Here is a 23,073-nt window from a genome sequence, read left to right as displayed (position 1 = left end):
TCAAGTGGGCAGGGCAACGACGAATGGCTGAAGACGCTGGACTGACCACGGGCATCGCGCACCACGGTGCTGCGCGGCTGCCATCTGTCGACATCGACAGCTTCAACATCGAGTTGAAGGACGACGAGGGTTTTCTCGGCGATCGCGCCTCCAAGGGCGCGTTCCGCAAGATCTTCGACCGTTGGCGCAAGCCGCTGCGCAAATCCGGCGAGGATCCGTTCGGCGACGAGCCGTCGGACAAGATCAGCAAGAAGAAGCTCGATGAGATGCTGGTCGGCGACGACACCGAGGCCTCCGCGGTCGTGCACAGCGCGATCGAGGAGTTTGCCCAGGAGCTCGCCTATGTGACGCGGCGCTTCCTCAACACCAAGGCCTGGGCCAAGACCGAGCGCATCGTGGTCGGCGGTGGCTTCCGCGACTCCAGGCTCGGCGAGCTCGCGATCGCGCGCACCGACATCATCCTGAAGGCGGAGGATTTCAAGGTCGACATGGTGCCGATCCGCTTTCACCCTGATGATGCCGGGCTGATCGGCACGCTGCATCTGGCGCCGTCGTGGATCTTCGAGGCCCATGACGGCGTGCTCGCGGTCGATATCGGCGGCACCAATATCCGCTGCGGCATCGTCGAGACGCGCTGGAAGAAGGCGCCCGATCTGTCCAAGGCAGCGGTCTGGAAATCGGAGCTGTGGCGTCACGCCGATGACGAGCCGACCCGCGAGGGCGCGGTGAAGCGGCTGGTGAAGTTGCTGAAGGATCTGATCGCCGCCGCCGAGAAGGACAATCTCAGGCTCGCGCCGTTCATCGGGATCGCCTGTCCTGGCGTCATCAAGGAGGACGGCTCGATCGAGAAGGGCGCGCAGAACCTGCCCGGCAATTGGGAGAGCAGCAAATTCAACCTGCCGGCGAGCCTGGTCGAGGCGATTCCGCAGATCGGCGACCATGATACCGCGATCGTGATGCACAATGACGGCGTGGCGCAGGGACTGGCCGAGGTCCCGTTCATGCAGGATGTCGCACGCTGGGGCGTGCTGACGATCGGCACCGGGCTTGGCAATGCCCGCTACACCAACCGCAAGAAGGACAACGGCAAGGACGACAAGAAGGCCGAGAAAAAGGCCAAGGACGACGACGGCGACAAGGACGAGAAAAAGGCCAAAAAAGCCAGGAAGGCCGACGCCTGAGCCCGACGTGTTCGGGCGATCGTGCGGTAAGGTTGATCGGTTAACCTGTAGCCCGGATGAAGCGAAGCGCAATCCGGGGGCGGTCTTGGCGCGGCGATGCTGTCCCGGATTTCGCTGCGCTCCATCCGGGCTACGGGTCTCTCTTCCCTCTCCCCTTTTCAAGGGGAGGTAAGCAGGCGCAGCGCCGGATTACGCGCGGTAAGGTTGATCGGTTAGGTTAAGATCGGCTTCGCGTTGCCGTTTGGGCTCCGGCCGCTACCGTGAACCGTGTCGCTCCCGCCGACCGGCGAAGCCGCACTTCCCGGCCAGCAATATTGAAAAGCGGCACGGGACCGCCAGTTTTTGTCGCGTCCTGGCGGTCCCACCATTTTCTACTTCCAATTGATCCGCCTGAAGAAGCCGGCGATCTCGGCGGCCGCGTGGTCGGGGTCCTCGCGATGCGGGAAATGCCCGACATCGGGAAACATCTTCAGATCCAGGTTCGAGAAGGTCTCGCCCAGCCGGTCGGTCCAGGCATAGGGAAACAGCGGGTCGTGCTCGGCCCAGCGGATGCAGGTCGGCACGGTGATCGGCGGCAGCGCCGGCGCCTCGCCCTGCATCATCTTCACGCGCCCCGCATGTGACGCGCGATAATGCGCGAAGCCGCCGGCGAGGTTGCCGGGCTTGAAGAAGTTGTCGGCGAAATCCTCGATCACGTCGTCGAACGCGGCCTTGCGGTGGGTCCAGTCGTGCAGGAAATGGCCGATATAAATCCGGCAGCTCTCTCTGCTGGCGCCGACCAGCGCGGGCGCCATCTCCATCTGGTGGAACGACTGGTACCAGATGTGATTGAGCCGGTCGGGCGCGGCCATCCGCGGGCCAATGCCGGGATAGACGAAATCGAAGAAAAACAATCCGGCGATGCGCTCCGGCGCCTTGCGGGCGAGCGGCTGCATCACGGCGCCGCCGACGTCGTGGCCGACCACGCCGGCCTTCTCGATGCCGAGTGCGTCCAGCAGCGCCAGCATGTCGTCGGTATGTTGATCGGGGCCGAAGGAGCCCAGCGGCTTGTCGCTGTCGCCGAAGCCGCGCAGGTCGGGCGCGATCAGGCTGTAGCGGTCGGCGAGGCGGGCCATGACGGGCTTCCAGGTCAGCCAGAACTCCGGCCAGCCGTGCAACAGCAGCAGCGGCGGGCCGTTGCCGGTCCGCGCGACGTGGAACGCCGCGCCGTTGGCTCGAATCGTCACATGGTCCATGGGCCGCTCCTGCTCATTTTGCTTCGCCCGCACGCCGGTCGAACCAGAACCGTCCCGCTAGCGCTTTGTTTCCGTGCGTTTTCTTGCGCTACCCGGTGCCTCGCTGGGGCGCGGCCCCAGCGACGGAAATATTATTGCAGCGCCTTGTCTGTCCCGCCATCCTCGCCTAGAACACGCCCGACCGCGGGTGGTGCAAATCACCTGGGCCGCTGGAGAGGTGGCAGAGTGGTTGATTGTACCGCACTCGAAATGCGGCATAGGTGCAAGCCTATCGGGGGTTCGAATCCCCCCCTCTCCGCCACCCTCAATCAGTTCCAAGCCCGCCAGAGCCATCCGGCTGCTCCGGACCAGGAGAACGCGGCTGGCCGCGACCCGGTCCGCATCACGTGACGACCGGCCGATGACCCCCGACATTCCAACGATCACGACTGATCGCCTGACGCTTCGTGCGCAGGTTGTCGAGGATTTTGCCGCCTATCATGCGTTCCTGGTCTCGCCCCGGTCCGCCGGCATGGGCGGGCCGTTCGATCTGCGCGCGGCGTGGGGGATGTTCTGCCACGACTTGGCGTGCTGGCGCTTGTTCGGTCATGGCGCGCTGATGATCGAGCTCACCGCGACGGAGCAGTGCGTCGGCCAGGTCGGCATCAACCATGGGCCGCTGTTTCCGGAGCAGGAGCTCGGCTGGCTGCTCTATGACGGACACGAGGGACACGGCTACGCCACCGAAGCCGCGCTTGCCTTGCGCGACTGGGCCTTTGCGACGCTGAAGCTGCCCTCGCTCGTCAGCTACATGGCGCCCGACAATGCCATGTCGGCCGCGGTGGCGAAGCGATTGGGCGGCGTGCTCGACCCGTCAGCGCCGCGGGCCGACCCGGACGATCTCGTCTATCGCTATCGGCCGCGCTGAGCGGGGACGCGTGAGGCGCGCGGTCAGTTCTGCCAGCCCGTCACATCAGGCATCAGGCAGATTGTGCAGCTTGTCCGGATTGCGGGTCACATAAACAGCGACGACCTTTTGTTCTTCGACATGCAACGCTGTCGTCTGAACGAGGTCGCCCTCGATGGTGATGAAGCCCGGCAATCCGTTGATGATGGCGTAGCGGATCAAGCGTGAGGGATGCGTCGCGAAGAGGCGGGCGAGCCCCGTGAAACGCTCCATCGCGGCTTCCAGTCCGACCAGAGGTCGCGTCGGCGCCGGGACCTGGCCACCGCCGTCGGCATAGACCACGACATCTTCGGCGAGCATCGCGCGGAGCGCGGCGAGGTCGCCGGTCCGTGTGGCCGTGAAGAAGGCGTTTGCGAGCCGCAGGCCTTCTTCGTTGCCGACGACGAACCGAGGCCTCGCATCGTGGATGTGCGCGCGGGCGCGGCTGGCAAGCTTTCGGCAGGTCGCAGCCTCACGTCCGATCGTCTCGGCAACGGCTTCGAACCCCAAGCCGAACACGTCGTGCAGCAGAAAGGCTGCGCGTTCCAACGGCGACAGCCGTTCCAGCGCGATCATCAACGGCAGGGTCAGATCGTCGGCCGCGTCCTCGTCTTCAGGATCGAAGAAGGGTTCGGGGAGCCACGGTCCGACATAGGCCACCCGACGGCGCCGCGCGGATTTCAGTTCGTTGAGGGCAAGGCGCGTGACGATGGTGTGCAACAGGGCCTTGGGATCGCGGGTCTGATCGCGGTCGGCCGCGAGCCAGCGCAGCCAGGCGTCGTGCACGACATCCTCCGCGTCCGCGACCGAGCCCAGCATCCGATAGGCCAGCCGGATCAGGCGCGGCCGCAGCTCGGCGAAGATTCTTGCCGCCGATGTTTCGGCCGCATCTGTCATGACGCTGCCCGAACCGCCATCGCAGCCACGTCCCGGCCGCGCGCAAACTGCAGCGCTGCCTTCGCCACCCGTTGTCCCAGATGACGGGCGGTTGCGAGATCGGCTTCAGGCGGCGCGGTGTCCGGCCCCTCGTCGGTGTTCGACTGGGCGCCGGCGCCGAGCCAGAATCCGAGCCGGTTCGGATCGGCTTCTGATCCCGATGCGGAGTTGTTGCCGGGCGGCAGGTCGAGACTGACCCAGTGCATCCCATGCTGGGCGGCGAACAATGCGAGCTGGATCAATGTGGAGAGCTTGTCGCCGGCGTGCGCTCCCGAATTGGTGAAGCCGGCCGCGAGCTTGTCCTTCCAGCGATAGCCCTTGGACATCACGGCGCGCGACGTTGCTTCCTGGAAGGCTTTGAAGGCTGCAGACGCAGCGCCCATGTAGGTCGGCGTACCGAAGATCAAGGCTTCCGCGGCCATCAGCCGATCCCAGTTCTGCTCGACGCTCTCGACCGGCACCAGCAGCGCCTCCGCGCCGTCGACATCGCCAACGCCGGACCCGACGGCCTCCGCCTGACGCCGGGCGTGGCCGTAGGCGCTATGATAGACGATTGCGATCAGCGTGCGATCGCCTCCGGTTCTGATAGTTTGCATGGTGTCCTCTGCTGCTGCCATTGCCGAAGCTAAGACAAGGCAGCGCGTCGAAACGTGACATGCCCTCGGAACTTTCCTCCGGAGGATATTGCGCCAATTGACCTCCGCTCAGGCTGGAGCGGCGGCCGCCGGCTACTGTGCATGGGGTTGTTTTCGATATTTTGGCGGGTGCCGCGGCCGCCGGTAACCTTAATTTTCCGTTTCGATTGTCGATAAAATTTTATCGATTATCCTCGTGACACTTGAGCGGTGTGACGAACCGCACGATGAGGGGCAACAGCCGAGTGGCTTGACGACCTCTCTGGAATCGAAGGGTGGGCAGAGCGCAGTGCCAGCCACCTTTCGGGCTGTCCGGCGGCGGCCGGCGGGGCAAATCCATTTTGAAGTGCATGTGATTGCCAGGTTGCGGCGCATATCGCGCCGCATGATGCTCCTCATTGGGATGTTCCAAGATGACGTTCGCGTATTTTTTGATCGCGGTCGGCGGCGGCTTTTTGCTGCTGGCAAGCTTCGTCGCATTTGCCCTTTGGCGAAACGCACTACATTCGACGGCGCGGATCTAGCAACAGGCGAAATTCAGCTCCGACGGCCTTGCTCAGGGGGACGAGCGAGGCCGGGAGGATGGCCGCACCGCCGCGCGGCCTGACAGCCGGGCACCGCGCCTTACAACCTACCCCAAGGCGACGCGTGCTCGGCTGTTCATTTCCTGGCCAACCTTCGTCGGTTGACCTCTCCGCATCATCTCCACGCGGCGAGATCCAACCTGCGGGTGATCGTGATCGCCTCGAGGAAGGCTTCATCGTGGCTGACGACCAGCAGCGCGCCGTCATAGGCGCGCAGCCCGGCCTCGACCGCTTCCATCGATTCGATGTCGAGGTGATTGGTCGGCTCGTCGAGAATCAGGAGCGGCGGCGGCGTTGGGCCGCCCAGCACGCAGGCGAGGCCGGCGCGGAGCAACTGGCCGCCGCTGAGACTCGCGACGATTTGCAGGGCCGCATCGGCGCGAAACATGAACCGCGCCAGCGCGGCTCGACGGGCGTTCTCGTTCGCCTCCGGATTGATGCGCCGGAAATTATCCAGGATCGAGGCCGAGGCATCGAGCAGGCTGACGGCCTGATCGAACATCGCAAAGCGGGTCATCACCTCGACGCTGCCGCGCGCCGCGCTCAGCTCGCCGCTGACGAGCTTGAGCAGCGTCGTCTTGCCCGCGCCGTTGGGGCCGGTGATCGCGACCCGCTCCGGACCCGAGATGGCGAAGGTGAGACCGCGCAGGATCGGCGTTTCAGCAGCGTAGCCGGCATCGGCGGCTTCGATCCGCAGCACCATCCGGCCCGCCGGCAGCTGGGTCGACGGCAGTTGCACCGAGAACGGCTGCAGCACCTCGATGCGCTGGCGCGCCGCGGTGGCCAGTTCGAGCGCTTGCGTCCGCCGCCGCTCGGCGAGGCGGGCATTCTCGCCGCCGCTGTCCTCGCTGCGATCCTTGCGCAACCCGGCGGCGATGCGCGGCAGGTCGCCCTTGGCGCCCTTCCTGGCGCCGGCGCCGTCCTTGCGCGCCTTGCGTTCGTTGGCTTCCCTTGCGTTGCGGTCGATCTCGGCGACGCGCTTCTCGGCATCCGCCAGATCGTGCCGGGCCGCCGACAGCTCGACGGCCTTGCGCGCGCGATACGCGCTCCAATTGCCGCCATAGCGCCTGGCTTCCAGCGAGGTCAGCTCGACGATCGCATCCATGGTCTCCAGCAGCGCGCGGTCGTGGCTGACGATGATGGCGCCATGCCGCCAGCCGGCGAGCAGGTCGATCACCGCCAGGCGTCCCGCGCGGTCGAGATTGTTGGTGGGCTCGTCGAGCAGCAGAAAGTCCGGCTGCGCGAAAGTCAGCGCGGCGAGGCGCGCCCCTGTGGCCTGTCCGCCCGACAGCATCGTCAGCGGCGCGTCGAGCACATCGTTCAGTCCGACGTCCGCCAGCGCCGACGCGATGCGCGTATCGAGCGTCCAGTCGATGTCCGCAAGCTCTTCGGTGCTCGCAACGCCCTGTTCGGCGCGGCGCAATGCGGCCAGCGCCTGCCGCGCGCCGAACAGATCGACGACGCATGCGTCCGGCTGCACCTGAACCGTCTGATGCAGCATCGCGACGCGGCCCTGAACCGAGACCGCGCCGGATTGCGGCGCGCGGTGGCCTGCGATCAGAGAGAGCAGCGTCGTCTTGCCGACGCCGTTCCTGCCGACCAGGCCGGTGCGCTCGGGTCCGAAATTGAGGTCGATGTTGGAAAGGAGAACCCGGCCGTCAGGCGCGGACAGGGTCAGATGGGAGAGCGTGATCGATGCAGGCATGGATATCCCCGAGGGCAAGGCTAACGGGCATTGCGGTCAGAGTGAAATCCATGGTCGTCGGCATCCTCAGGGATTGATGATTGAACCGATGTAATCCCGTAATGAGCCGGGATCAAGGCGCGCAGTTTCTCGTCACGCCGCTTCGGCGAAGGTCCAGCGGTCCGGATCCGGCGTGTGGCCGATCAGAGCGAGACCGTAGGCGATCGATTCGAACTGGTCCGCCGAGGTCAGCCGGCTCTCGCCGAACCGCTCGGCGAACAGGCGCTGCACCGCCGGCACGAACGAGGTGCCGCCGGTCAAGAACACCTTCTCCACGTCGCGCGCGGTGATGCCGGACTTGGCCAGCGCCTCGTCCACCGTCGCGCCGAGCCGCTCGATGTCGTCGGCGATCCAGGATTCGAAATCGTCGCGCGTCACGGTCGCGCCGATATCGATGCCTGCGCGGGCGAAGCGGAATTCGACGCGGTCGCGGCTCGACAGCGCGACCTTGGTATCGGAGACGGCGCGGTACAGCGCGAAGCCGAGATCGTGGTCGACGATGGCGATGAAATCGTTCAGCGGCGCCGGATCGATCGCGGTGCGCGCCAGCTGCTGCAACTCGCGGAGATCGCCATTGCCCCGCATCATCGCGAGCTGATGCCAGCGCGCCAGGCTCGAATAATAGTGGTTGGGGATCGGCAGCACCTTGTCGAACGAGCGGTAGTTGGTGCCCTTGCCGAGCCGCGGCGAGACGATGTGGTCGACGATGCGGTAGTCGAAGGTGTCGCCGGCGATGCCGATGCCGGAATGTCCGAGCGGCTCGGCGCGCAGCACGCCGCCCTTGCGCGAGAACCGCATCACGGAGAAGTCGCTGGTGCCGCCGCCGAAATCGGCGACCAGCACGGTGGCGTCGTGGTCGAGGCTGCGCGCAAAGGAGAACGCCGCGCCGACCGGCTCGTAGACATAGCGCGCGTGGCCGGCGCCGAGCCGTTCGAATGCCGCCCGGTAGCGCTGCATCGCGAGCTCGTCATTGGGATTGCCGCCGGCAAATTTCACCGGGCGGCCGACCATGATGGTCGGTGCGCCCAGATCGAAACCCTCGCCGGCATGGCGCGTCAGCGTGCGCAGGAATGCCGCCAGCAAATCCTCGAACTTGTAGCGCTGCCGGAAGATCTGGGTGGTGTTGAAGGCCGAGCTCGCCGCAAACGTCTTGAACGACTGGATGAAGCGATGGATCGTGCGCCCTTCGAGGAACTGCTCGATCGCCCACGGGCCGCCCTCGGCGCGCGGATGCAGACCGGCGCCCGGCCGGTCCTCCCAGAAGCACAGCGCGGACACATAGACGCTATGCGTGCGGCCGCCATGGTCGAACCTGATGGCCTCGACGCGGCCGTCGGCATCGGACAGCGCGACCACGGTGTTGCTGGTGCCGAAATCGACGCCAATCGAGACGGCGGGCGGGGCGCTCGACATGTTCTGCTCGGATATGATGTGAAAGGGGGCGGACCTTTAGCGGCTTTGGCCTGACTTGCCAACCCTTGCTGACGCTATCCGAGTTGGCCCGGTTCCACCTCCCCTTGAAAAGGGGAGGTCGCTTTGCTCGCCAGAGCAAAGCGGGTGGGGATCCGCTCCCTCCGCAGAGCGTCGCCTGCGGCTGACCCCCATCCCGACCTTCCCCCTTTCAGGGGGAAGGAGAAGGACGTTGATGGCCCCGATGAGCGGTTCAATCCTTCAATGCGTAAGCGATGACGTAGTCGCCGCGCTTGGTGCCGAACGAGCCGTGGCCGCCGGCCGCGGTGACGATGTATTGCTTGCCGCCGGCCTCGTAGCTCATCGGGGTCGATTGCGCGCCCGCGGGCAGACGATCTTCCCAGAGCACCTTGCCGTCGCGTACGTCATAGGCGCGGATCACGTACTCATAGGTCCCGGTGTAGAACGCGACGCCGCCGGCGGTCGTGATCGGCCCGCCCAGCATCGGCACGCCCATCTTGAACGGCAGCGGCAGCGGCGTGGTGTCACGGATGGTGCCGTTGGGATGCTGCCAGACGATCTTCATCGTCTTCAGATCGATCGCGGCCATCGAGCCCCATGGCGGCCGGTAGCACGGCACTGACAGCGGCGACAGGAAGCTCGAAATATCCACCCCGAACGGCGTGCCGTACATCGGTTGCGTTCCGACCTCGCTGCCGACCGGCTTCTCGGCGGTCGGCGCCGGTGGATTCTGCGGGCCGCGCGGAATCAGCCGTGACGCAAACGGCAGCGACATCGGATTGGCGATCGCGATCTGCCTGACCGGATCGATCGCGATGCCACCCCACTCGAACATGCCGAGATTGCCCGGGAACACCAGCGTGCCCTGCAACGACGGCGGCGTGAACGTGCCCTCGTAGCGCAACCGGTGGAACATGATCCGGCACAGCAGCTGGTCGAAGATCGTGCCGCCCCACATGTCGGCGCCGGTCAGCTTTGCTTCCGGCCGGAACGTCAGTTCGGAGAACGGCTGGGTCGGCGCGGTTCGGTCGCCGGGCGCGGGCCCCTGCGGTACCGGACGTTCCGGCGCCGGCACGATCAACTCGCCGGTCCTGCGGTCGAGCACGAAGATGTTGCCGACCTTGGTCGGCTGGATGATCGCGGGAACGACGCCCTTGGCGGTCGTCACGTCGACCAGGCTCGGCTGCGAGGGGATGTCCATGTCCCAGAGATCGTGATGCACGGTCTGGTACGACCAGGCGCGCTTGCCGGTGTTGACGTCGAGCGCGACGATCGAGCTGGAATAGCGCTCGACCAGTGCGTCGCGATTGCCGCCCCAGATATCGGGTCCGTTGTTGCCGGTCGGGATGTAGACCAGATTCAATTTCGGATCGAACGAGGCCGTGATCCAGGAATTCGGCGAGCCGTTGGTGTAATGCCGCGTCGGCGACGGCAGCGCGTTCTCGTCGGCGGCGGCGGAGTCCCAGGCCCAGACCAGCTTGCCGGTGTAGACATCGAAGCCACGGATCACGCCCGACGGCACCTCGACCGCGTAATTGTCGATCACCGCGGCGGCCACGACCAGGATCTTGTCGCTGACCACAGGCGGCGACGTCGGCTCGAAGAATCCTGCGGTCGTGATCCCCATGCCTTGCTGCAGGTCGAGGATGCCGTGGTCGGCAAAACCGTCGCACAGCTTGCCGCTGTCGGCATCGAGCGCGATCATGCGGCCGTCATTGACCGGCAGGAAGATGCGGCGCGGGCATTCGGTCGGCGCCGGATTGCCGCCGGAGTCGACGGCGCCCTGCGCGGCTTCGTGATAGGAGACGCCGCGGCAGGTCATGTGCTGGAACGTCTTGTTGTGCACGAGCTTGGGGTCGTAGCGCCAGCGCTCGGTGCCGGTCCTGGCGTCGAGCGCGAACAGCACCTGATGCTGCGAGCAGAGATAGAGCGTATCGCGCACCTTGATCGGGGTGACCTCGAAGGTGGTTTCGCCGGAATCCTCCGGCGTCTTCACGTCGCCGGTGCGGAAGGTCCAGGCGACCTTGAGCTTGCCGACGTTGTCCGGCGTGATCTGCTTCAACGGCGAATAGCGCTGTCCGAATTGCGTGCGTCCGTAGGCGCGCCAATCGCCGTCGGGTTGCGGGTCGGCTTCGCTTTGCGGCACGGCAGGGCCGGATTCGGCAATCGTGCCGTTGATGTCGTGATAGCTCGACAGCAGCCCGGCGACGAGGACGACTGCCGCCGCCACGACGCCGACCCAGAGCGGCGCGGTCGCGCGCGCATACGACACCGGCTCGTTGCGCGAGAGGCCGCGGACGATCACCGGCGTCAGCAGCCAGAGCGCCATCGGGAAGATGATGTCGCCGCGCGCTGCGAGCGGCCACCAGTCGAATCGTACCTCGTAGACCGCCCATGCCAGCGTGCCGACCAGCACGATCGCAAACAGCCGGAGCGCGGAACGGCGCTGCGCCAGCAACAGCGCAGCTGTCGCGAGAATGCCGACGCCGATGACGATGTAGGAGATCGATCCACCCAGGGCGGCGAGCCAGATGCCGCCGCCGGCGAGGACCAGGCCGATCAAGGCGTAGACGATACCCGTGACAAAGACGGCGCCGGATCGCTGCATGGCTGCACCAGTGCGGAAGAGGCACCGGGCTTGTCCCGCGCAAGCGCAACAGACCGCGTCCGCTTTCAAGAACTGTGGTTCAATCAACCGCAACTTGCAACCGGGAACTGCAAGGCCGATGCAACACAGGCGTGCAAAGTTGCGCATCTTTTCCAAAGCAGGATCCTTCAAACTGCGCGCGCCTCGTTCAAGAAGGAGCAGCGCCGGCGCCCGGCGCTGACGCAAAGGTGACGGGCTTCAGCGAATTTTGAATCGACGCGCCCTTCCAGTTCTGCGCAGGCGCTGCTCTATAGCGTCAGCCCGATTTCATCGCAGAGAGCCGGCTCGCAGGAGAAGCACACATGACACTGAACCCTACGGCCAGGAACTATCGTGTCGCGGTCGCCGCCTACGAGGCCGGCCGCCCCAGCTATCCGGCGGAGATCGTCGCGGCGCTGCCGCTTAGGGACGCGCGCTGTGTCGTCGATCTCGGAGCCGGAACCGGCAAATTCACCCGCCTGCTGCTGCCGCATCTGTCCGAGACGGCTCGCCTGGTCGCGATCGAGCCCGTCGCCGAGATGTCGGCGAAACTCGCGAACGAAGCCGGGATCGAGGTCATCAACAGCCGCGCCGACGCGATCAATCTCGAAACCGGCAGTGTCGATCTCGTCACCTGCGCGCAGGCGTTCCACTGGTTCGACAACGAGGCCTCGGTCGCCGAGATCGCGCGGCTGCTGCATCCCGAAGCGACGCTGGCGCTGGTCTGGAACAACAGGGATGACCGCGCGCCGTGGGTCGACGCGTTGTCGGTGATGATCGAGAAGTACGCGGAAGACACGCCTCGGCAACGCTCGGGGCACTGGCGCTGGATCTTGCAGGATTCCCGCTTCGTGCTCGAGAAGGAAATCGTGCGGGAGCATCCGCATCGGATGCCGCGCCAGGGCGTCTATGAGCGCGTCGTGTCGACCAGCTACGTCGCCAACCTTCCCGATGCGGAGAAGGCCGCCATTCGCGACAGGACCGACGCCATCCTGCGTGAGGCCGGGCTCGGCGAGGCCGACGAGGTGGTGTTTCCTTACGTCACGCAGCTCTTCTTGCTGAAGCGGGTCTAGACCGGTTACTGCGCGAAGCGTCCTTGCTCGACGACCTGTTTCAAGCGCGGCAGCGTCATGCGCCAGTAGAACGCGACATGCTTTGCACCGGACTCTGCGCCGATCTCCCACCCCTGGCCGCGGCGGACCGGCGATGGCGGCACCTGCTGGGTGACGGTCAGCAGCGTCTCGCCGGCCTCGGCCGCGAGCGTCATCGTGATCGTCGCATAGGATTGCGGGACATCCGGCAGGCCGGAAACCCGCGACCAGTAGGAGTAAGCGAGCCGCGACGGCGGCTCGACATGGAGCACACGGCCCTTGTCGCGATAGCGCTTCGCGCCGATCTCCGCCGCGATCTCGATCGGCGCGCCGATCTGCCAATCGGTGTCGAAATGCGCGTTGCGCCATGTCTCGCCGGCGTTGGGATCCATGATCGCGTCCCACACCTGCTTCGGCTCCGCGGCGATGCGGATCGTTTCTGTGACAGTCTGCAAGGCGAGGGGTTCGTCAGTCATCGAATCCTCATTTGGCGCCCACGATCTTCCATTTCCCGTCCGCACCACGCCGCAGCGCCGGGTCGCCGATCCGGATGTGTTGCGCCAGGAAATCGATGAAGGCCCGCACCCGCGCCGGCAGCGGACCGGCGTGACCGACATAGACCGCGTGGATGTCCTCACGGTCGCCCGGATTGAGATTTTGCAGCACCGGCACCAGGCGCCCGGCCTCGATGTCGGGGCCGATGTGAAACAACGCCAGCCGCGCCACCCCGATGCCGCCAAGCGTGAGCTGGCGCGCGGTTTCGCCGTCGCTGGCGCGCGCCACCGGCGGCGGCAGCGCCTCCTCGATCTTTTCGGCGCGACGGAACGGCCAGCCGCGGATGCTGCGCGGAAAGGTCCAGCCGATGCCGCGATGCGCGGCGAGATCGGCCGGTGTCTTCGGCGTACCGAAGCGAGCGAGATAGGAGGGCGCGGCCACCACCGCCATGCGGCTGGTGCCGAGCTTGCGCGCGATCAGCCGCGAGGCGCCGAGCGGGCCGGCACGGATCGCGACGTCGGCGCGCGCCTGCATCAGATCGACCAGCGTGTCGGTCAGCACGATGTCGAGCGTGATGTCCGGGTGCTCGCGCATGAAGCGCGGCAGCAGTGGCATCACATGCAGCATGCCGAACGGGATGTTGCTGTTCACGGTGAGATGGCCGCGCGGCACGCAGGAGGCGGCCTCGCGCTCGGCCTCGTCGATATCGGCGAGGATGCGCTGGGCACGCTGGTAGAACGCCTGGCCTTCCTCGGTGAGCTGGAGCTTGCGCGTGGTGCGGTTGACCAGCCGCGTGCCGAGCCGCGTCTCCAGCCGGGAGACCAGCTTGCTGACGCCGGACGGGGTCTGGCGCAGGCTGTTCGCGGCCGCCGTGAAGCCGCCGAGATCGACGACACGGACGAACACATCCATCTCGCCGGAGCGGTTGGTGTCTGATCGGGACATCTTGAATTCAAGTCACAAATGATTGGATTGCGGCCATTCTAATCCTTCCCCGCCCGGACCGCTATCTCGCATTGCAGAATCCTTACCTTCCGGAGCGACATATGCCTGTTGCAGTTCTCGCCTTGACCGCCGGTGCCTTTGGCATCGGCACCACCGAATTCCTCATCATGGGGCTGTTGCTGCAGGTCGCCGCCGACATGCAGGTGTCGGTCTCCGCGGCAGGCCTCTTGATCTCCGGTTATGCGCTCGGCGTGTTCGTCGGTGCGCCGATCCTGACGCTCGGGACGCGGCGGATGCCTCGCAAGGCGGTGCTGCTGGCGCTGATGGCGATCTTCACGCTCGGCAACGCCGCCTGCGCGCTGGCGCCGAACTACGAACTGCTGATGGCGGCGCGCATCCTGACCTCGCTGGCGCACGGCACCTTCTTCGGCGTCGGCTCGGTGGTGGCGACCAGCCTCGTGCCTGAGGACAAGCGGGCGTCGGCGATCGCCACGATGTTCATCGGTCTCACGGTCGCGACCCTGCTCGGCGTTCCCTTCGGCGCCTGGTTCGGCCTGATGCTCGGCTGGCGCGCGGCGTTCTGGGCGGTGGCCGTGATCGGCGTGATCGCATTCATCGTGCTGGCGGTGCTGGTGCCCGGTCATGTCGGCGCCAAGGACAAGCCGGCGCCGCTACGCGAAGAGCTCGCCGTGCTCGGCCGCCCGCAGGTGCTGCTCGGGCTTGCCATGACGGTGTTCGGCTTCGGCGGACTGTTCGCGGTCTTCACCTATGTGCAGCCGATCCTGACCCGGCTCACCGGTTTCTCCGACGCCGCGGTGTCGCCGATCCTGCTGCTGTTCGGTGCGGGCCTTGCGATCGGCAACGTCGCGGGCGGGCGGCTCGCCGACAAGGGGCTCGCGCGGGCGCTGCTGGTGTCGCTCGGTGGTCTCGCCGCCGTGCTCGTCGTGCTGGCGGCGGTGGTCTCGATCAAGGCGCTGGCGGTGGTGCTGCTGTTCGTGCTCGGCATCGCGTCGTTTGCAACCGTCGCGCCGCTGCAGCTGCGCGTGCTGGAAGCCGCCGGCGTCGAAGGGCGGACGCTGGCCTCCAGCCTGAACATCGCGGCGTTCAATCTCGGCAACGCGCTCGGCGCCTGGGCCGGCGGCGTCACCATCGACCGCGGCCTCGGCCTCGGTGCACTGCCGCTGGTCGCCGCAATCATCACCGCGGTCGGGCTGCTGCTCGCACTGTGGAGCCTGCGCCTCGACCGGCCGGTCGTGCTCGCCACGCAGTGCGCGGCGGAATGAATCGAAGGAGTATCACCATGGAATATCGCAATCTCGGTGCATCCGGCCTGAAGGTCCCGGTGCTCAGTTTCGGCACCGGCACCTTCGGCGGTCAGGGACCTTTGTTCTCGGCCTGGGGACGGAGCGACGCCGGCGAGGCGCGGCGGCTGATCGACATCTGTCTGGAGGCCGGCGTCAACCTGTTCGATACCGCCGATGTCTATTCCAACGGCGCATCGGAGGAGATCCTCGGCGCCGCGATCAAGGGCCGCCGCGACAAGGTCCTGATCTCGACCAAGACCGGCCTGCCGATGGGCGACGGCCCGCTCGATGCCGGCACGTCGCGCTATCGTCTCGTCGCCGCAGTCGACGCCGCACTGCGCCGGCTCGGCACCGACTATATCGACTTGCTGCAGCTTCATGCTTTCGACGCCTTCACGCCGATCGACGAGGTGCTCTCGACGCTCGATACGCTGGTGCGCGCCGGCAAGCTGCGCTATGTCGGCGCCTCGAATTTTTCCGGCTGGCACCTGATGAAATCGCTCGGTATCGCCGAGCGGCACGGCTGGCCGCGCTATGTCGCGCACCAGGTCTACTACTCGCTGGTCGGCCGCGACTATGAATCCGAGCTGATGCCGCTCGCGCTCGATCAGGGCGTCGGCGCGCTGGTCTGGAGCCCGCTCGGCTGGGGCCGGCTCACCGGCAAGATCAGGCGCGGGCAGCCGTTGCCGGCGAACAGCCGCCTGCACGAGACCGCGCAGTTCGGGCCGGCGGTCGACGACGAGAAGCTCTATGCGATCGTCGACGCATTGGACGCGGTGGCCGCCGAGACCGGCCGCAGCGTGGCGCAGGTCGCCATCGCCTGGCTGCTGACGCGTCCCAGCGTGTCGTCGGTCATCATGGGCGCGCGCGACGAGGGCCAGCTCCGCGACAATCTCGGCGCAGTCGGCTGGTCGCTGACGGCAGGGCAGATTGCACGTCTCGACAAGGCAAGCGCGGTCATGCCGGCCTATCCGTACTACCCCTACCGCATCCAGCAAGGCTTTGCGCGATTGAATCCGCCGGTCGTCTAAGTTCACCCCTGAACCTTCGGAAACACCATGCGCATGCAGGCGCCGCCGGACGGCGCCTGATCGACTTCGATCCGGCCGCCGTGCAGGCGCATGATGGATTGCACGAGATCGAGGCCGAGGCCGGCGCCACGTCCGCCCGGATGCAGCCGGCGGAATGGCTCGAAGATCTGCTCGCGCTCGTCGGGCGGAATGCCGTCGCCATCGTCGCAGACCTCGATCCGGCCGGCCTTCGTCACCCGAATCAGGATCGTGCCGCGTCGCTGCCCGTGGTCGACGGCGTTCTGCACGAGATTGGTGAGGGCACGTTCGAGCGCGGTCTGGTCGCCGGTCACCATGACCGTCTCGCCCTCGTGCTCAAACGACATTTCATATCCCGCGGCGAAAGCGAGCGGCGCGAGGTCGAGCACGACCTGCCGCGCGCTGCCGACGAGATTGACGGGGCCGAAGGTGTCGGCGCGCTGATCGAGCCGCTGCAGGTCCAGCAGCTGGCCGGCCATGACGCTGAGGCGGGTTGCATCCTCGAGCAGATGGGTCTTCTCCGGACCGGCGTCGAGCGAAGCTATCCGGGTCGAGAGAATTGCGATCGGCGTGCGAAGCTCGTGCGCGGCATCGGCAAGGAAGCGGCGGTGGCGTTCGTAACCCTTGTCGAGGCGGTCGAGCGCGGCGTTGATGGCCTTGACCAGCGGGGTGATCTCGACCGGAACCTCGTCGAGCGGCAACTGCACGCCGCGCTGGTCGATGTCGATGCGTTCGGCCTGCGCTGCGACCTGCGCGAGGCCTCTCATGGCCCGGCGCACCACGAACGGGGTCGCGACCAGCGTCGCCAGCGTCATCAGCACGACGATCGGCAGGATCATGTTGAGGAACAGCTGCGGTGTGATCTGCAGCGCTCGCCACATCGAGAGCTCGCCGTATGTTCCGGTCAGGATCTGGACCGATCCAGCCGACGTGTCGACCGATTTGACGAGTCCAGCGGGACGCGCCGCCTCGGCGTCGTTCCACTTGAGCACCGCCTCGCTGACATGTTCGAGGCTTGACGCGATCGGTGCGAATTGCGCGGGCACGGTGCCCTCGGAGATTTGGTGACCGCCGGCGTCGCGGATGACGAACCAGAGATCGGCGTGCTCGGCGCGCAGGGTGCCCAATTCCGGTGTCTGGCGCAGTGTCAGTCCGCCCGCTTCATCGCGTGTGATGGCGTCCCTCAGCGTGTCGAGGGTGCTGCCCTGGTACTCGCCGATCAGGAGCCCTGCCCACAGCAGCCCGATCGCGGCGGCCCCGATCAGCAGAATCAGGAGGGTCAATGCAACGGCCTGCAGACCGGCGAGGCGCCCGACCAGGCGCCAGGTGAGGGATCGCGGTCGCAGCACGCTCACGGTGTCTCTCGCAGCATATAGCCGAGGCCACGAACGCCGTTGATGGTGACGCCGGCGTCGGCTTCCGTGAGCCTGCGGCGCAAGCGCGACACATGACTGTCCAGCGCATTGGGCTGCACGTCGTCGTCGAGGCCGTAGACCGCCTCCATCAGCGCGGAGCGCTGCACCATGCGTCCCATCCGATGCATCAGTGTTTCGAGCACCAGCCGTTCGCGACGCGGCATCTCCAGGGGGCGTCCGTCGACGCTGGCCTCGCGATGGGTGAAGTCGAACGACAGGCGGCCGATCCGCGCGGCATGCTGCTGCACATTGGCGGGCCGGCGCAGCAGCGCCCGCAACCGTGCCAGCAGCTCCTCGAACGCAAACGGCTTGCCGAGATAATCGTCGGCACCGCTGTCGAGGCCCGAGACCCGGTCTGCGAGCTCGCCGCGGGCGGTCAGCACCAGCACCGGCACGGTGTTGCCGCTCGCGCGCAATTTCGGGATCAGCGACAACCCGTCGCCATCCGGCAACTGGCGATCCAGCACGATCGCATCGTAACTTCCCGCTGCGGCAATCGCCTCGGCCTCCAGAAGGTCCGGCGCGTGATCGACCAGCATGTCGTGGCGCGCGAGTGCCGCACGTAGCGCCGCGACCATGTCCGGCTGGTCTTCCACCAACAGCACCCGCATTTCGTTGTCTGCCTCGGTTCGTCGTTCGATTTGCCGGTTTTATGTCCGGTTCATTGCGGCAACCTTGCGGCTTGCTCAATCTGAATGCGTCGTGGAGTGAAAAATCGCGCGCGCGCGGACTCACGACAGGCTCGCGCAAGCTTCGCATGAGACAGAGGCGTGCATCGGGACGGTCGAATCGTCTCGACACCGACCGCCACTGCTCAACCGGCGGGAGCCTTCCACACACGACGGCGGGTCCCCGCAATGCGAAAGACACGTGAATGGCATTGTTAACGAACTTCCGCCGCGGCATCGGCGATGCGCTTATCGTGCGGGAGCTCCGGCATGTCGGCCGCTGACATCCTGCCGTTCGTCCGCGCCTGGGTGCGCAATCCGTTGCGTGTTGCCGCGGTCGCGCCGTCGGGGCCGGCAATCTCGTCGCTCATGGCACAGGAGATCACCGCGGATACCGGCCCCGTGCTCGAGCTCGGCCCCGGCACGGGCGTCTTCACCCGCGCCTTGCTGAAGCGCGGTGTGAGGCAGCAGGACCTGACGCTGGTGGAGTATGGCTCCGAGTTCATCCCGCTGCTGCAGCGGCGCTTCCCGGGCGCGCGGGTGCTCTGGATGGACGCGGCCTGGTTGCGCAGGGAGAGGCTGTTCGACGGGGCGCCGGTCGGTGCGGTCGTTAGCGGCCTCGGGCTTCTCATGATGCCGCCGGAGAAGGTCATCACCATCCTGCACGGCGCCTTCGGCTATCTCCGCGCCGGCGGGGCGTTCTACCAGATCACCTATGGCCCGCGTTGTCCTATCGCAGACGCGGTCCTGGATCGCCTCGATCTGCAGGCGAGCTGCATCGGACAGACGTTCTTCAACCTGCCGCCGGCTTCCGTGTACCGGATCAGCCGCCGCCATTCCCACGCTTGATCGAGGCGCCATGGACACGTCGAGCACGATCGCGATGTTTCTGCACTTCGGCCTGGTGGGCGTCGGCTGCCTCGCCGTTGCCGAGAAGTTCATTCCGCTGCTGCCGTCCTACGTGCTGCTGATGCTGCTCGGATTGACGGTCTCCGACGGCACGATGCTCGCGATGACCATCCTGGCGACCAGCGCCGGATCCGTCGTCGGTGCCGTCGGCTGGTACGGGCTCGGGCGCGCGCTCGGCTCGCGGCGCATCGAAGAGCTGGTGACGCGCTATGGCAAGTTCGTGTTGCTGCGGCCCTCGCTCTACCGGCAGCTCTCCGACGCCTATCGCGGCAATCATTTCTGGGTGACGCTGATCGGTCAGACGCTGCCCACCGTGCGGATTTACCTCGCCCTCCCGGCCGGTGTGTTGCACCTGGAGCCGCGCGCCTTCGTGATGGCGACGGCGATCGGCACCGTGATCTGGAACATGCCGTTCCTCACGCTGGGCTATATCCTGCGCGGCAGCGGCCACGATCCGATCAGCCTCGGCTTCTGGGTGGTGGTCATCCTGATCGCCGTGGAGGTCGCGCTCTTCCTGGGATTTCGCTTCTACAAGCGCTCGCTCGCGCCGCGCCCTCTTGGGAAGCCGCGCGCGCTGCCCTCGCGCTTGCCGATGGAGGAAGGCGCATGAGAGCCCTGTTGTCCCGCCTGCGGCCGGGCTCGGATACGCTCGAGCGCGCCGCCGCGACGCTGCTGGTGCTGGCCGCAAGCTATCAGTTCGGTCACGCTGCTTCCGGCGGGCGATATCGCGCGGCCGAGTTCGCGCTACTGGTCCTCATTGCAGGCATCTATTGGCATCGCTCGATTTTCAGGCGATGCGCCAGCCGTGATGTCACGAAAGTTCTCGCGGGATTGGCCGAGGCCATGGCGGCGGCGTTTCGGCCGGACGGCGGCAAAGCCAGCTCCCAATTTGCGATGCATGCAGCTGGCGATCGCGCGGATGGGCGACGGGCCGCGCCGTGGGATGTCGTCAAGGTCAGGAGCCTGTTCATCTCGGACGTCCATCTCGGGACCCGGGGATGCCAGGCCGAGCGGTTGATCGACTTCCTTCGTCACCATGATGCCGAAACCGTGTTCCTGGTCGGCGACATCGTCGATGGCTGGTGTCTGCGCTCGAGCTGGTATTGGCCCACGGCGCACAATGCGGTGGTGCGGGAGTTGATCGAGCTCGCGCAACAGGGCCGTCGGCTGGTCTACATTCCCGGCAATCACGACGAGTTCCTGCGCGACTATGCCGGCGCGGCGTTCGGCGGCGTCGAGATTGCCGAGCGGGCGATCCATCGCGGTATCGACGGCCGCGACTATCTCGTCGTTCACGGCGATCATTTCGATCTCGTGGTGCGGCATGCACGCTGGCTCGCGCTGGTCGGCGATGTCGGCTATCGGGCCGCATTGGCCTGCAACGTCTGGCTCAACCGGATCAGGCGCCGATTTGGCTTCGGCTATTGGTCGTTCTCGTCCTGGGCGAAGTTGCGGGTCAAGAATGCGGTCAATTACATCGGCCGGTTCGAGGAGGTGCTGTCGTCGGAGGCCGCGCGCAGTAACGTTCAGGGCGTGATCTGCGGCCACATCCACCATGCGGCACTGCACGACGATTTCGGCGTCCGCTATATCAACACCGGGGATTGGGTGGAATCCTGCACCGGCGTGGTCGAACGCTATAACGGGCAGTTTGAAATCGTCCGATGGACGGACACGCGGAGCGCGTCGGATGCGGCAGACCTCGCGCCGCTCGCGCGGGCGGTCGCCTGATGCGCGTGCTGGTGGCAACCGACGCCTGGCGGCCGCAGATCAACGGTGTGGTCCGCTCGCTCGAGTATCTCGCCAGTGAAGCGCCGTCGCTCGGCGCGGAGATTACATTTCTCACGCCGGCCGATTTCCGCACCGTGCCGTTGCCCGGCTATCCGGAAATCCGGCTCGCGCTGCCGACGATCGGGCAGATCGCGCGCGCCATCGCGGCGGCGCGCCCGGACTCGGTGCACATCGCGACCGAGGGGCCGATCGGCTGGATCAGTCGGCATGTCTGCCGGACACGCGGCTATCCGTTCACCACCAGCTATCACACGCGCTTTCCCGAATATCTCGCCGCGCGGCTGCCGGTCCCGCTGCGGTGGAGCTACGCGGCGTTGCGCCGTTTCCACAACAGTGGCGACGGCATCATGGTCGGCTCGCCGTCGCTCGAGCAGGCGTTGAAGGCACATGGCTTCCGCAAGTTGATGCCGTGGTCGCGCGGTGTCGACGCCGAGCTGTTTTGTCCGCGTACAGAGCGGCCGATTGCCTTCCAGGCACCGGTGTTTCTCTATGTCGGCCGCGTCGCGGTCGAGAAGAACCTCGACGCCTTTCTCGGTCTCGACCTGCCGGGCTCGAAAGTCGTGGTCGGCGACGGGCCGCTGCGCAGCAGTTTGCAGGCCCGGTTTCCGCAGGTCCATTTTCTCGGCACGCGGACCGGCCGCGCGCTCGCCGATGTCTATGCATCCGCCGACGTCATGGTGTTTCCGAGTCTGACCGATACGTTCGGGATGGTGATCCTCGAGGCGCTGGCAAGCGGCCTGCCGGTTGCGGCCTTTCCGGTGATGGGGCCGCTCGACGTGATCGGCAAGTCAGGCTGCGGCTGTCTCGATCACGATCTGCGTCGCGCGGCGCTCGGTGCGCTCCATGTGCCGCGCGAGAAATGCCGCGCCCACGCCCTGACCTTTACCTGGCAGGAGAGCGTGCGGCAGTTCCTCGACAATATCGGGCGGGCGCACGCGATGCCGGCAGGCGCAGCCGTCTCGGAAGCGATTGCCTGACTAGCTGCCCAGCAACTCCGTGATCAGCCCGGCCGCCTTGATCCCGGTGCCGCTGATGATGACGACGGTGCGCTCCGCCGGCTGGATCGCGCCGCGTGCCTTCAGCACGTCGAGCGCGGCGGCGGCTGAGGCCGAGGTCGGCTCGACGAACAGGCCACTGCGCGCCAGCCGCTTCAATGCGGCGACGATGCCGTCCTCGGGTATAGCGACCGTGCCGCCGCCGCTCTCCCTCAGCGCCGCGATCATCTGCTTCAGGCGCAGCGGATGCTTGATCGCGGTGCCCTCGGCGATGGTCTTGCGGACCGCGCGATCGATTGGCGTGTCGACGCCGGCGGCGAAGCTGGCATCGACCGGCGAGCAATTGAGTGGTTGCGCCGCAAACAGCTGCGGCAGCTTCGTGATCTGACCGGCCGCGAGCAGTTCCTTGAAGCCGATGTAGCAGCCGAGCAGGCTGCTGCCGGCGCCGACCGGCATGATGACGTTGTCGGGCGCGGTGAAGCCGAAATCTTCCCAGATCTCGTAGGCCAGCGACTTGGTGCCTTGCAGAAAGAACGGCTGCCAGTTGTGACTGGAGTAGAAGATCTGCTTCGACTGGCGGATCGCCTCCGCCTCGGATTCCTCGCGCGGGCCTTCGACCAGCTGCACCTCGGCGCCGAAGGCGTGCATCTGCGCCACCTTCATCGGCGACGTCGTCGCCGGCGCGAGGATTTTGACCCGCATGCCGCCGGCCGCGCCATAGGCCGAGACCGACGCGCCGCCATTGCCGGATGAGTCCTCCAGCACCGCGTCGACGCCGAGCTGCCGCAGCAACGACAGCATCACCGTGGTGCCGCGATCCTTGAAGCTCGCGGTCGGATTGAACCATTCGAGCTTGAAATGCGGACGCAGATCGTCCCACGCCTTCTCGACCGCGGGCGTGCAGCCTTCGCCCATCGTGATCGGCTGTCTGATCTCGACCGGCAGCGCCGCCCGATAGCGCCACAGCGAGCGGGTGCCGCGTTCGATCTCGTCGCGGGAGATGCCCGGTAGCGGCGTGATGAGCAACGGCTTGCCGTCGTCGGAGCACCACCGCGGTGCCTCCAGCGGATAGAGCTTTCCGTTGAGCGGATCGATGTAACTGGGTGAAGGCATC

General features: G+C 66.4%; 20 protein-coding genes and 1 tRNA gene. 10 read left to right on the top strand and 11 right to left on the bottom strand.

All coding sequences use genetic code 11. The features are described 5' to 3' along the window. Positions 1-23 precede the first annotated feature (23 nt). On the top strand, positions 24-1,181 hold the full coding sequence (locus BRSPCE3_RS23600) for an ROK family protein (protein WP_244068692.1): 1,158 nt from the start codon (positions 24-26) through the stop codon (positions 1,179-1,181). Positions 1,182-1,552: 371 nt separating this feature from the next. Here the strand turns inward: BRSPCE3_RS23600 and BRSPCE3_RS23595 are convergent, their stop codons facing one another. After that, a complete protein-coding gene (locus tag BRSPCE3_RS23595) occupies positions 1,553-2,416 on the bottom strand; it encodes an alpha/beta fold hydrolase (protein WP_244068691.1) in 864 nt (287 codons plus the stop codon). 211 nt (positions 2,417-2,627) lie between these two features. On the opposite strand from BRSPCE3_RS23595, the gene BRSPCE3_RS23590 reads away from it, so the two are divergent. Both BRSPCE3_RS23590 and BRSPCE3_RS23585 read left to right on the top strand, forming a co-directional pair. Continuing rightward, positions 2,628-2,717: transfer RNA gene (locus BRSPCE3_RS23590), tRNA-Ser, on the top strand. A gap of 99 nt (positions 2,718-2,816) precedes the next feature. Further along, positions 2,817-3,323, top strand: a complete 507-nt coding sequence (locus tag BRSPCE3_RS23585; RefSeq protein WP_244068690.1) for a GNAT family N-acetyltransferase — start codon at positions 2,817-2,819, stop codon at positions 3,321-3,323. Between the two features lie 45 nt (positions 3,324-3,368). On the opposite strand, the gene BRSPCE3_RS23580 is transcribed toward BRSPCE3_RS23585, so the two are convergent. The 5 genes from BRSPCE3_RS23580 to BRSPCE3_RS23560 form a co-directional block, all read right to left on the bottom strand. Next, complete coding sequence (locus tag BRSPCE3_RS23580; RefSeq protein ID WP_244068689.1) at positions 3,369-4,238, bottom strand: sigma-70 family RNA polymerase sigma factor; 870 nt, start codon at positions 4,236-4,238, stop codon at positions 3,369-3,371. Further along, positions 4,235-4,873 (bottom strand): flavodoxin family protein, encoded by a 639-nt coding sequence (locus BRSPCE3_RS23575; protein ID WP_244068688.1) that lies wholly within the window; start codon positions 4,871-4,873, stop codon positions 4,235-4,237. Before BRSPCE3_RS23575 ends, BRSPCE3_RS23580 begins: the two co-directional genes overlap by 4 nt. A gap of 738 nt (positions 4,874-5,611) precedes the next feature. Next, positions 5,612-7,201 carry an ABC-F family ATP-binding cassette domain-containing protein gene (locus tag BRSPCE3_RS23570; RefSeq protein WP_244068687.1) on the bottom strand — a complete coding sequence of 530 codons (1,590 nt, stop codon included), beginning with the start codon at positions 7,199-7,201 and terminating at the stop codon, positions 5,612-5,614. Positions 7,202-7,333: 132 nt separating this feature from the next. Beyond that, positions 7,334-8,653 (bottom strand): Hsp70 family protein, encoded by a 1,320-nt coding sequence (locus tag BRSPCE3_RS23565; RefSeq protein WP_244068686.1) that lies wholly within the window; start codon positions 8,651-8,653, stop codon positions 7,334-7,336. Positions 8,654-8,903: 250 nt separating this feature from the next. Next, entirely contained in the window at positions 8,904-11,279 is a 2,376-nt protein-coding gene (locus tag BRSPCE3_RS23560; RefSeq protein WP_244068685.1) for a glucose/quinate/shikimate family membrane-bound PQQ-dependent dehydrogenase, read from the bottom strand. 341 nt (positions 11,280-11,620) lie between these two features. Between BRSPCE3_RS23560 and BRSPCE3_RS23555 the strand changes: the two genes are divergently transcribed. Beyond that, positions 11,621-12,370, top strand: a complete 750-nt coding sequence (locus BRSPCE3_RS23555; protein ID WP_244068684.1) for a class I SAM-dependent methyltransferase — start codon at positions 11,621-11,623, stop codon at positions 12,368-12,370. A gap of 5 nt (positions 12,371-12,375) precedes the next feature. Here BRSPCE3_RS23555 and BRSPCE3_RS23550 read toward each other — a convergent pair whose 3' ends face one another. Both BRSPCE3_RS23550 and BRSPCE3_RS23545 read right to left on the bottom strand, forming a co-directional pair. Beyond that, the gene (locus BRSPCE3_RS23550; protein ID WP_244068683.1) at positions 12,376-12,864 is read right to left on the bottom strand and encodes an SRPBCC domain-containing protein; all 489 of its coding nucleotides are present in this window, start codon (positions 12,862-12,864) and stop codon (positions 12,376-12,378) included. A gap of 7 nt (positions 12,865-12,871) precedes the next feature. Beyond that, positions 12,872-13,828 carry a LysR family transcriptional regulator gene (locus tag BRSPCE3_RS23545; RefSeq protein WP_244068682.1) on the bottom strand — a complete coding sequence of 319 codons (957 nt, stop codon included), beginning with the start codon at positions 13,826-13,828 and terminating at the stop codon, positions 12,872-12,874. Between the two features lie 101 nt (positions 13,829-13,929). On the opposite strand from BRSPCE3_RS23545, the gene BRSPCE3_RS23540 reads away from it, so the two are divergent. Together BRSPCE3_RS23540 and BRSPCE3_RS23535 are read left to right on the top strand one after the other, a co-directional pair. After that, positions 13,930-15,111: an MFS transporter gene (locus BRSPCE3_RS23540; RefSeq protein ID WP_244068681.1), complete on the top strand. Its 1,182-nt coding sequence runs from the start codon at positions 13,930-13,932 to the stop codon at positions 15,109-15,111. Between the two features lie 17 nt (positions 15,112-15,128). After that, entirely contained in the window at positions 15,129-16,163 is a 1,035-nt protein-coding gene (locus tag BRSPCE3_RS23535) for an aldo/keto reductase (RefSeq protein WP_244068680.1), read from the top strand. A gap of 2 nt (positions 16,164-16,165) precedes the next feature. Here the strand turns inward: BRSPCE3_RS23535 and BRSPCE3_RS23530 are convergent, their stop codons facing one another. Both BRSPCE3_RS23530 and BRSPCE3_RS23525 read right to left on the bottom strand, forming a co-directional pair. After that, on the bottom strand, positions 16,166-17,527 hold the full coding sequence (locus BRSPCE3_RS23530; protein WP_244069041.1) for a HAMP domain-containing sensor histidine kinase: 1,362 nt from the start codon (positions 17,525-17,527) through the stop codon (positions 16,166-16,168). Between the two features lie 5 nt (positions 17,528-17,532). Then, a complete protein-coding gene (locus tag BRSPCE3_RS23525) occupies positions 17,533-18,207 on the bottom strand; it encodes a response regulator transcription factor (protein WP_244068679.1) in 675 nt (224 codons plus the stop codon). A 327-nt stretch (positions 18,208-18,534) separates the two neighbouring features. Here BRSPCE3_RS23525 and BRSPCE3_RS23520 point away from each other — a divergent pair, with 327 nt between their 5' ends. The 4 genes from BRSPCE3_RS23520 to BRSPCE3_RS23505 all read left to right on the top strand — a co-directional run bounded on the left by BRSPCE3_RS23520 (position 18,535) and on the right by BRSPCE3_RS23505 (position 21,941). Beyond that, entirely contained in the window at positions 18,535-19,113 is a 579-nt protein-coding gene (locus BRSPCE3_RS23520; RefSeq protein ID WP_244068678.1) for a class I SAM-dependent methyltransferase, read from the top strand. 10 nt (positions 19,114-19,123) lie between these two features. After that, positions 19,124-19,783: a DedA family protein gene (locus tag BRSPCE3_RS23515; RefSeq protein ID WP_244068677.1), complete on the top strand. Its 660-nt coding sequence runs from the start codon at positions 19,124-19,126 to the stop codon at positions 19,781-19,783. 284 nt (positions 19,784-20,067) lie between these two features. Then, on the top strand, positions 20,068-20,904 hold the full coding sequence (locus tag BRSPCE3_RS23510; protein WP_244069040.1) for a UDP-2,3-diacylglucosamine diphosphatase: 837 nt from the start codon (positions 20,068-20,070) through the stop codon (positions 20,902-20,904). After that, positions 20,904-21,941: a glycosyltransferase family 1 protein gene (locus tag BRSPCE3_RS23505; RefSeq protein ID WP_283843164.1), complete on the top strand. Its 1,038-nt coding sequence runs from the start codon at positions 20,904-20,906 to the stop codon at positions 21,939-21,941. Before BRSPCE3_RS23510 ends, BRSPCE3_RS23505 begins: the two co-directional genes overlap by 1 nt. Here BRSPCE3_RS23505 and BRSPCE3_RS23500 read toward each other — a convergent pair whose 3' ends face one another. Then, complete coding sequence (locus BRSPCE3_RS23500) at positions 21,942-23,072, bottom strand: threonine synthase (RefSeq protein ID WP_244068676.1); 1,131 nt, start codon at positions 23,070-23,072, stop codon at positions 21,942-21,944. Position 23,073 lies beyond the last annotated feature (1 nt).

The organism is Bradyrhizobium sp. Ce-3, from assembly GCF_022835695.1.
GTDB lineage: Bacteria > Pseudomonadota > Alphaproteobacteria > Rhizobiales > Xanthobacteraceae > Bradyrhizobium.
This window is presented reverse-complemented; position numbering and strand designations above follow the sequence as displayed.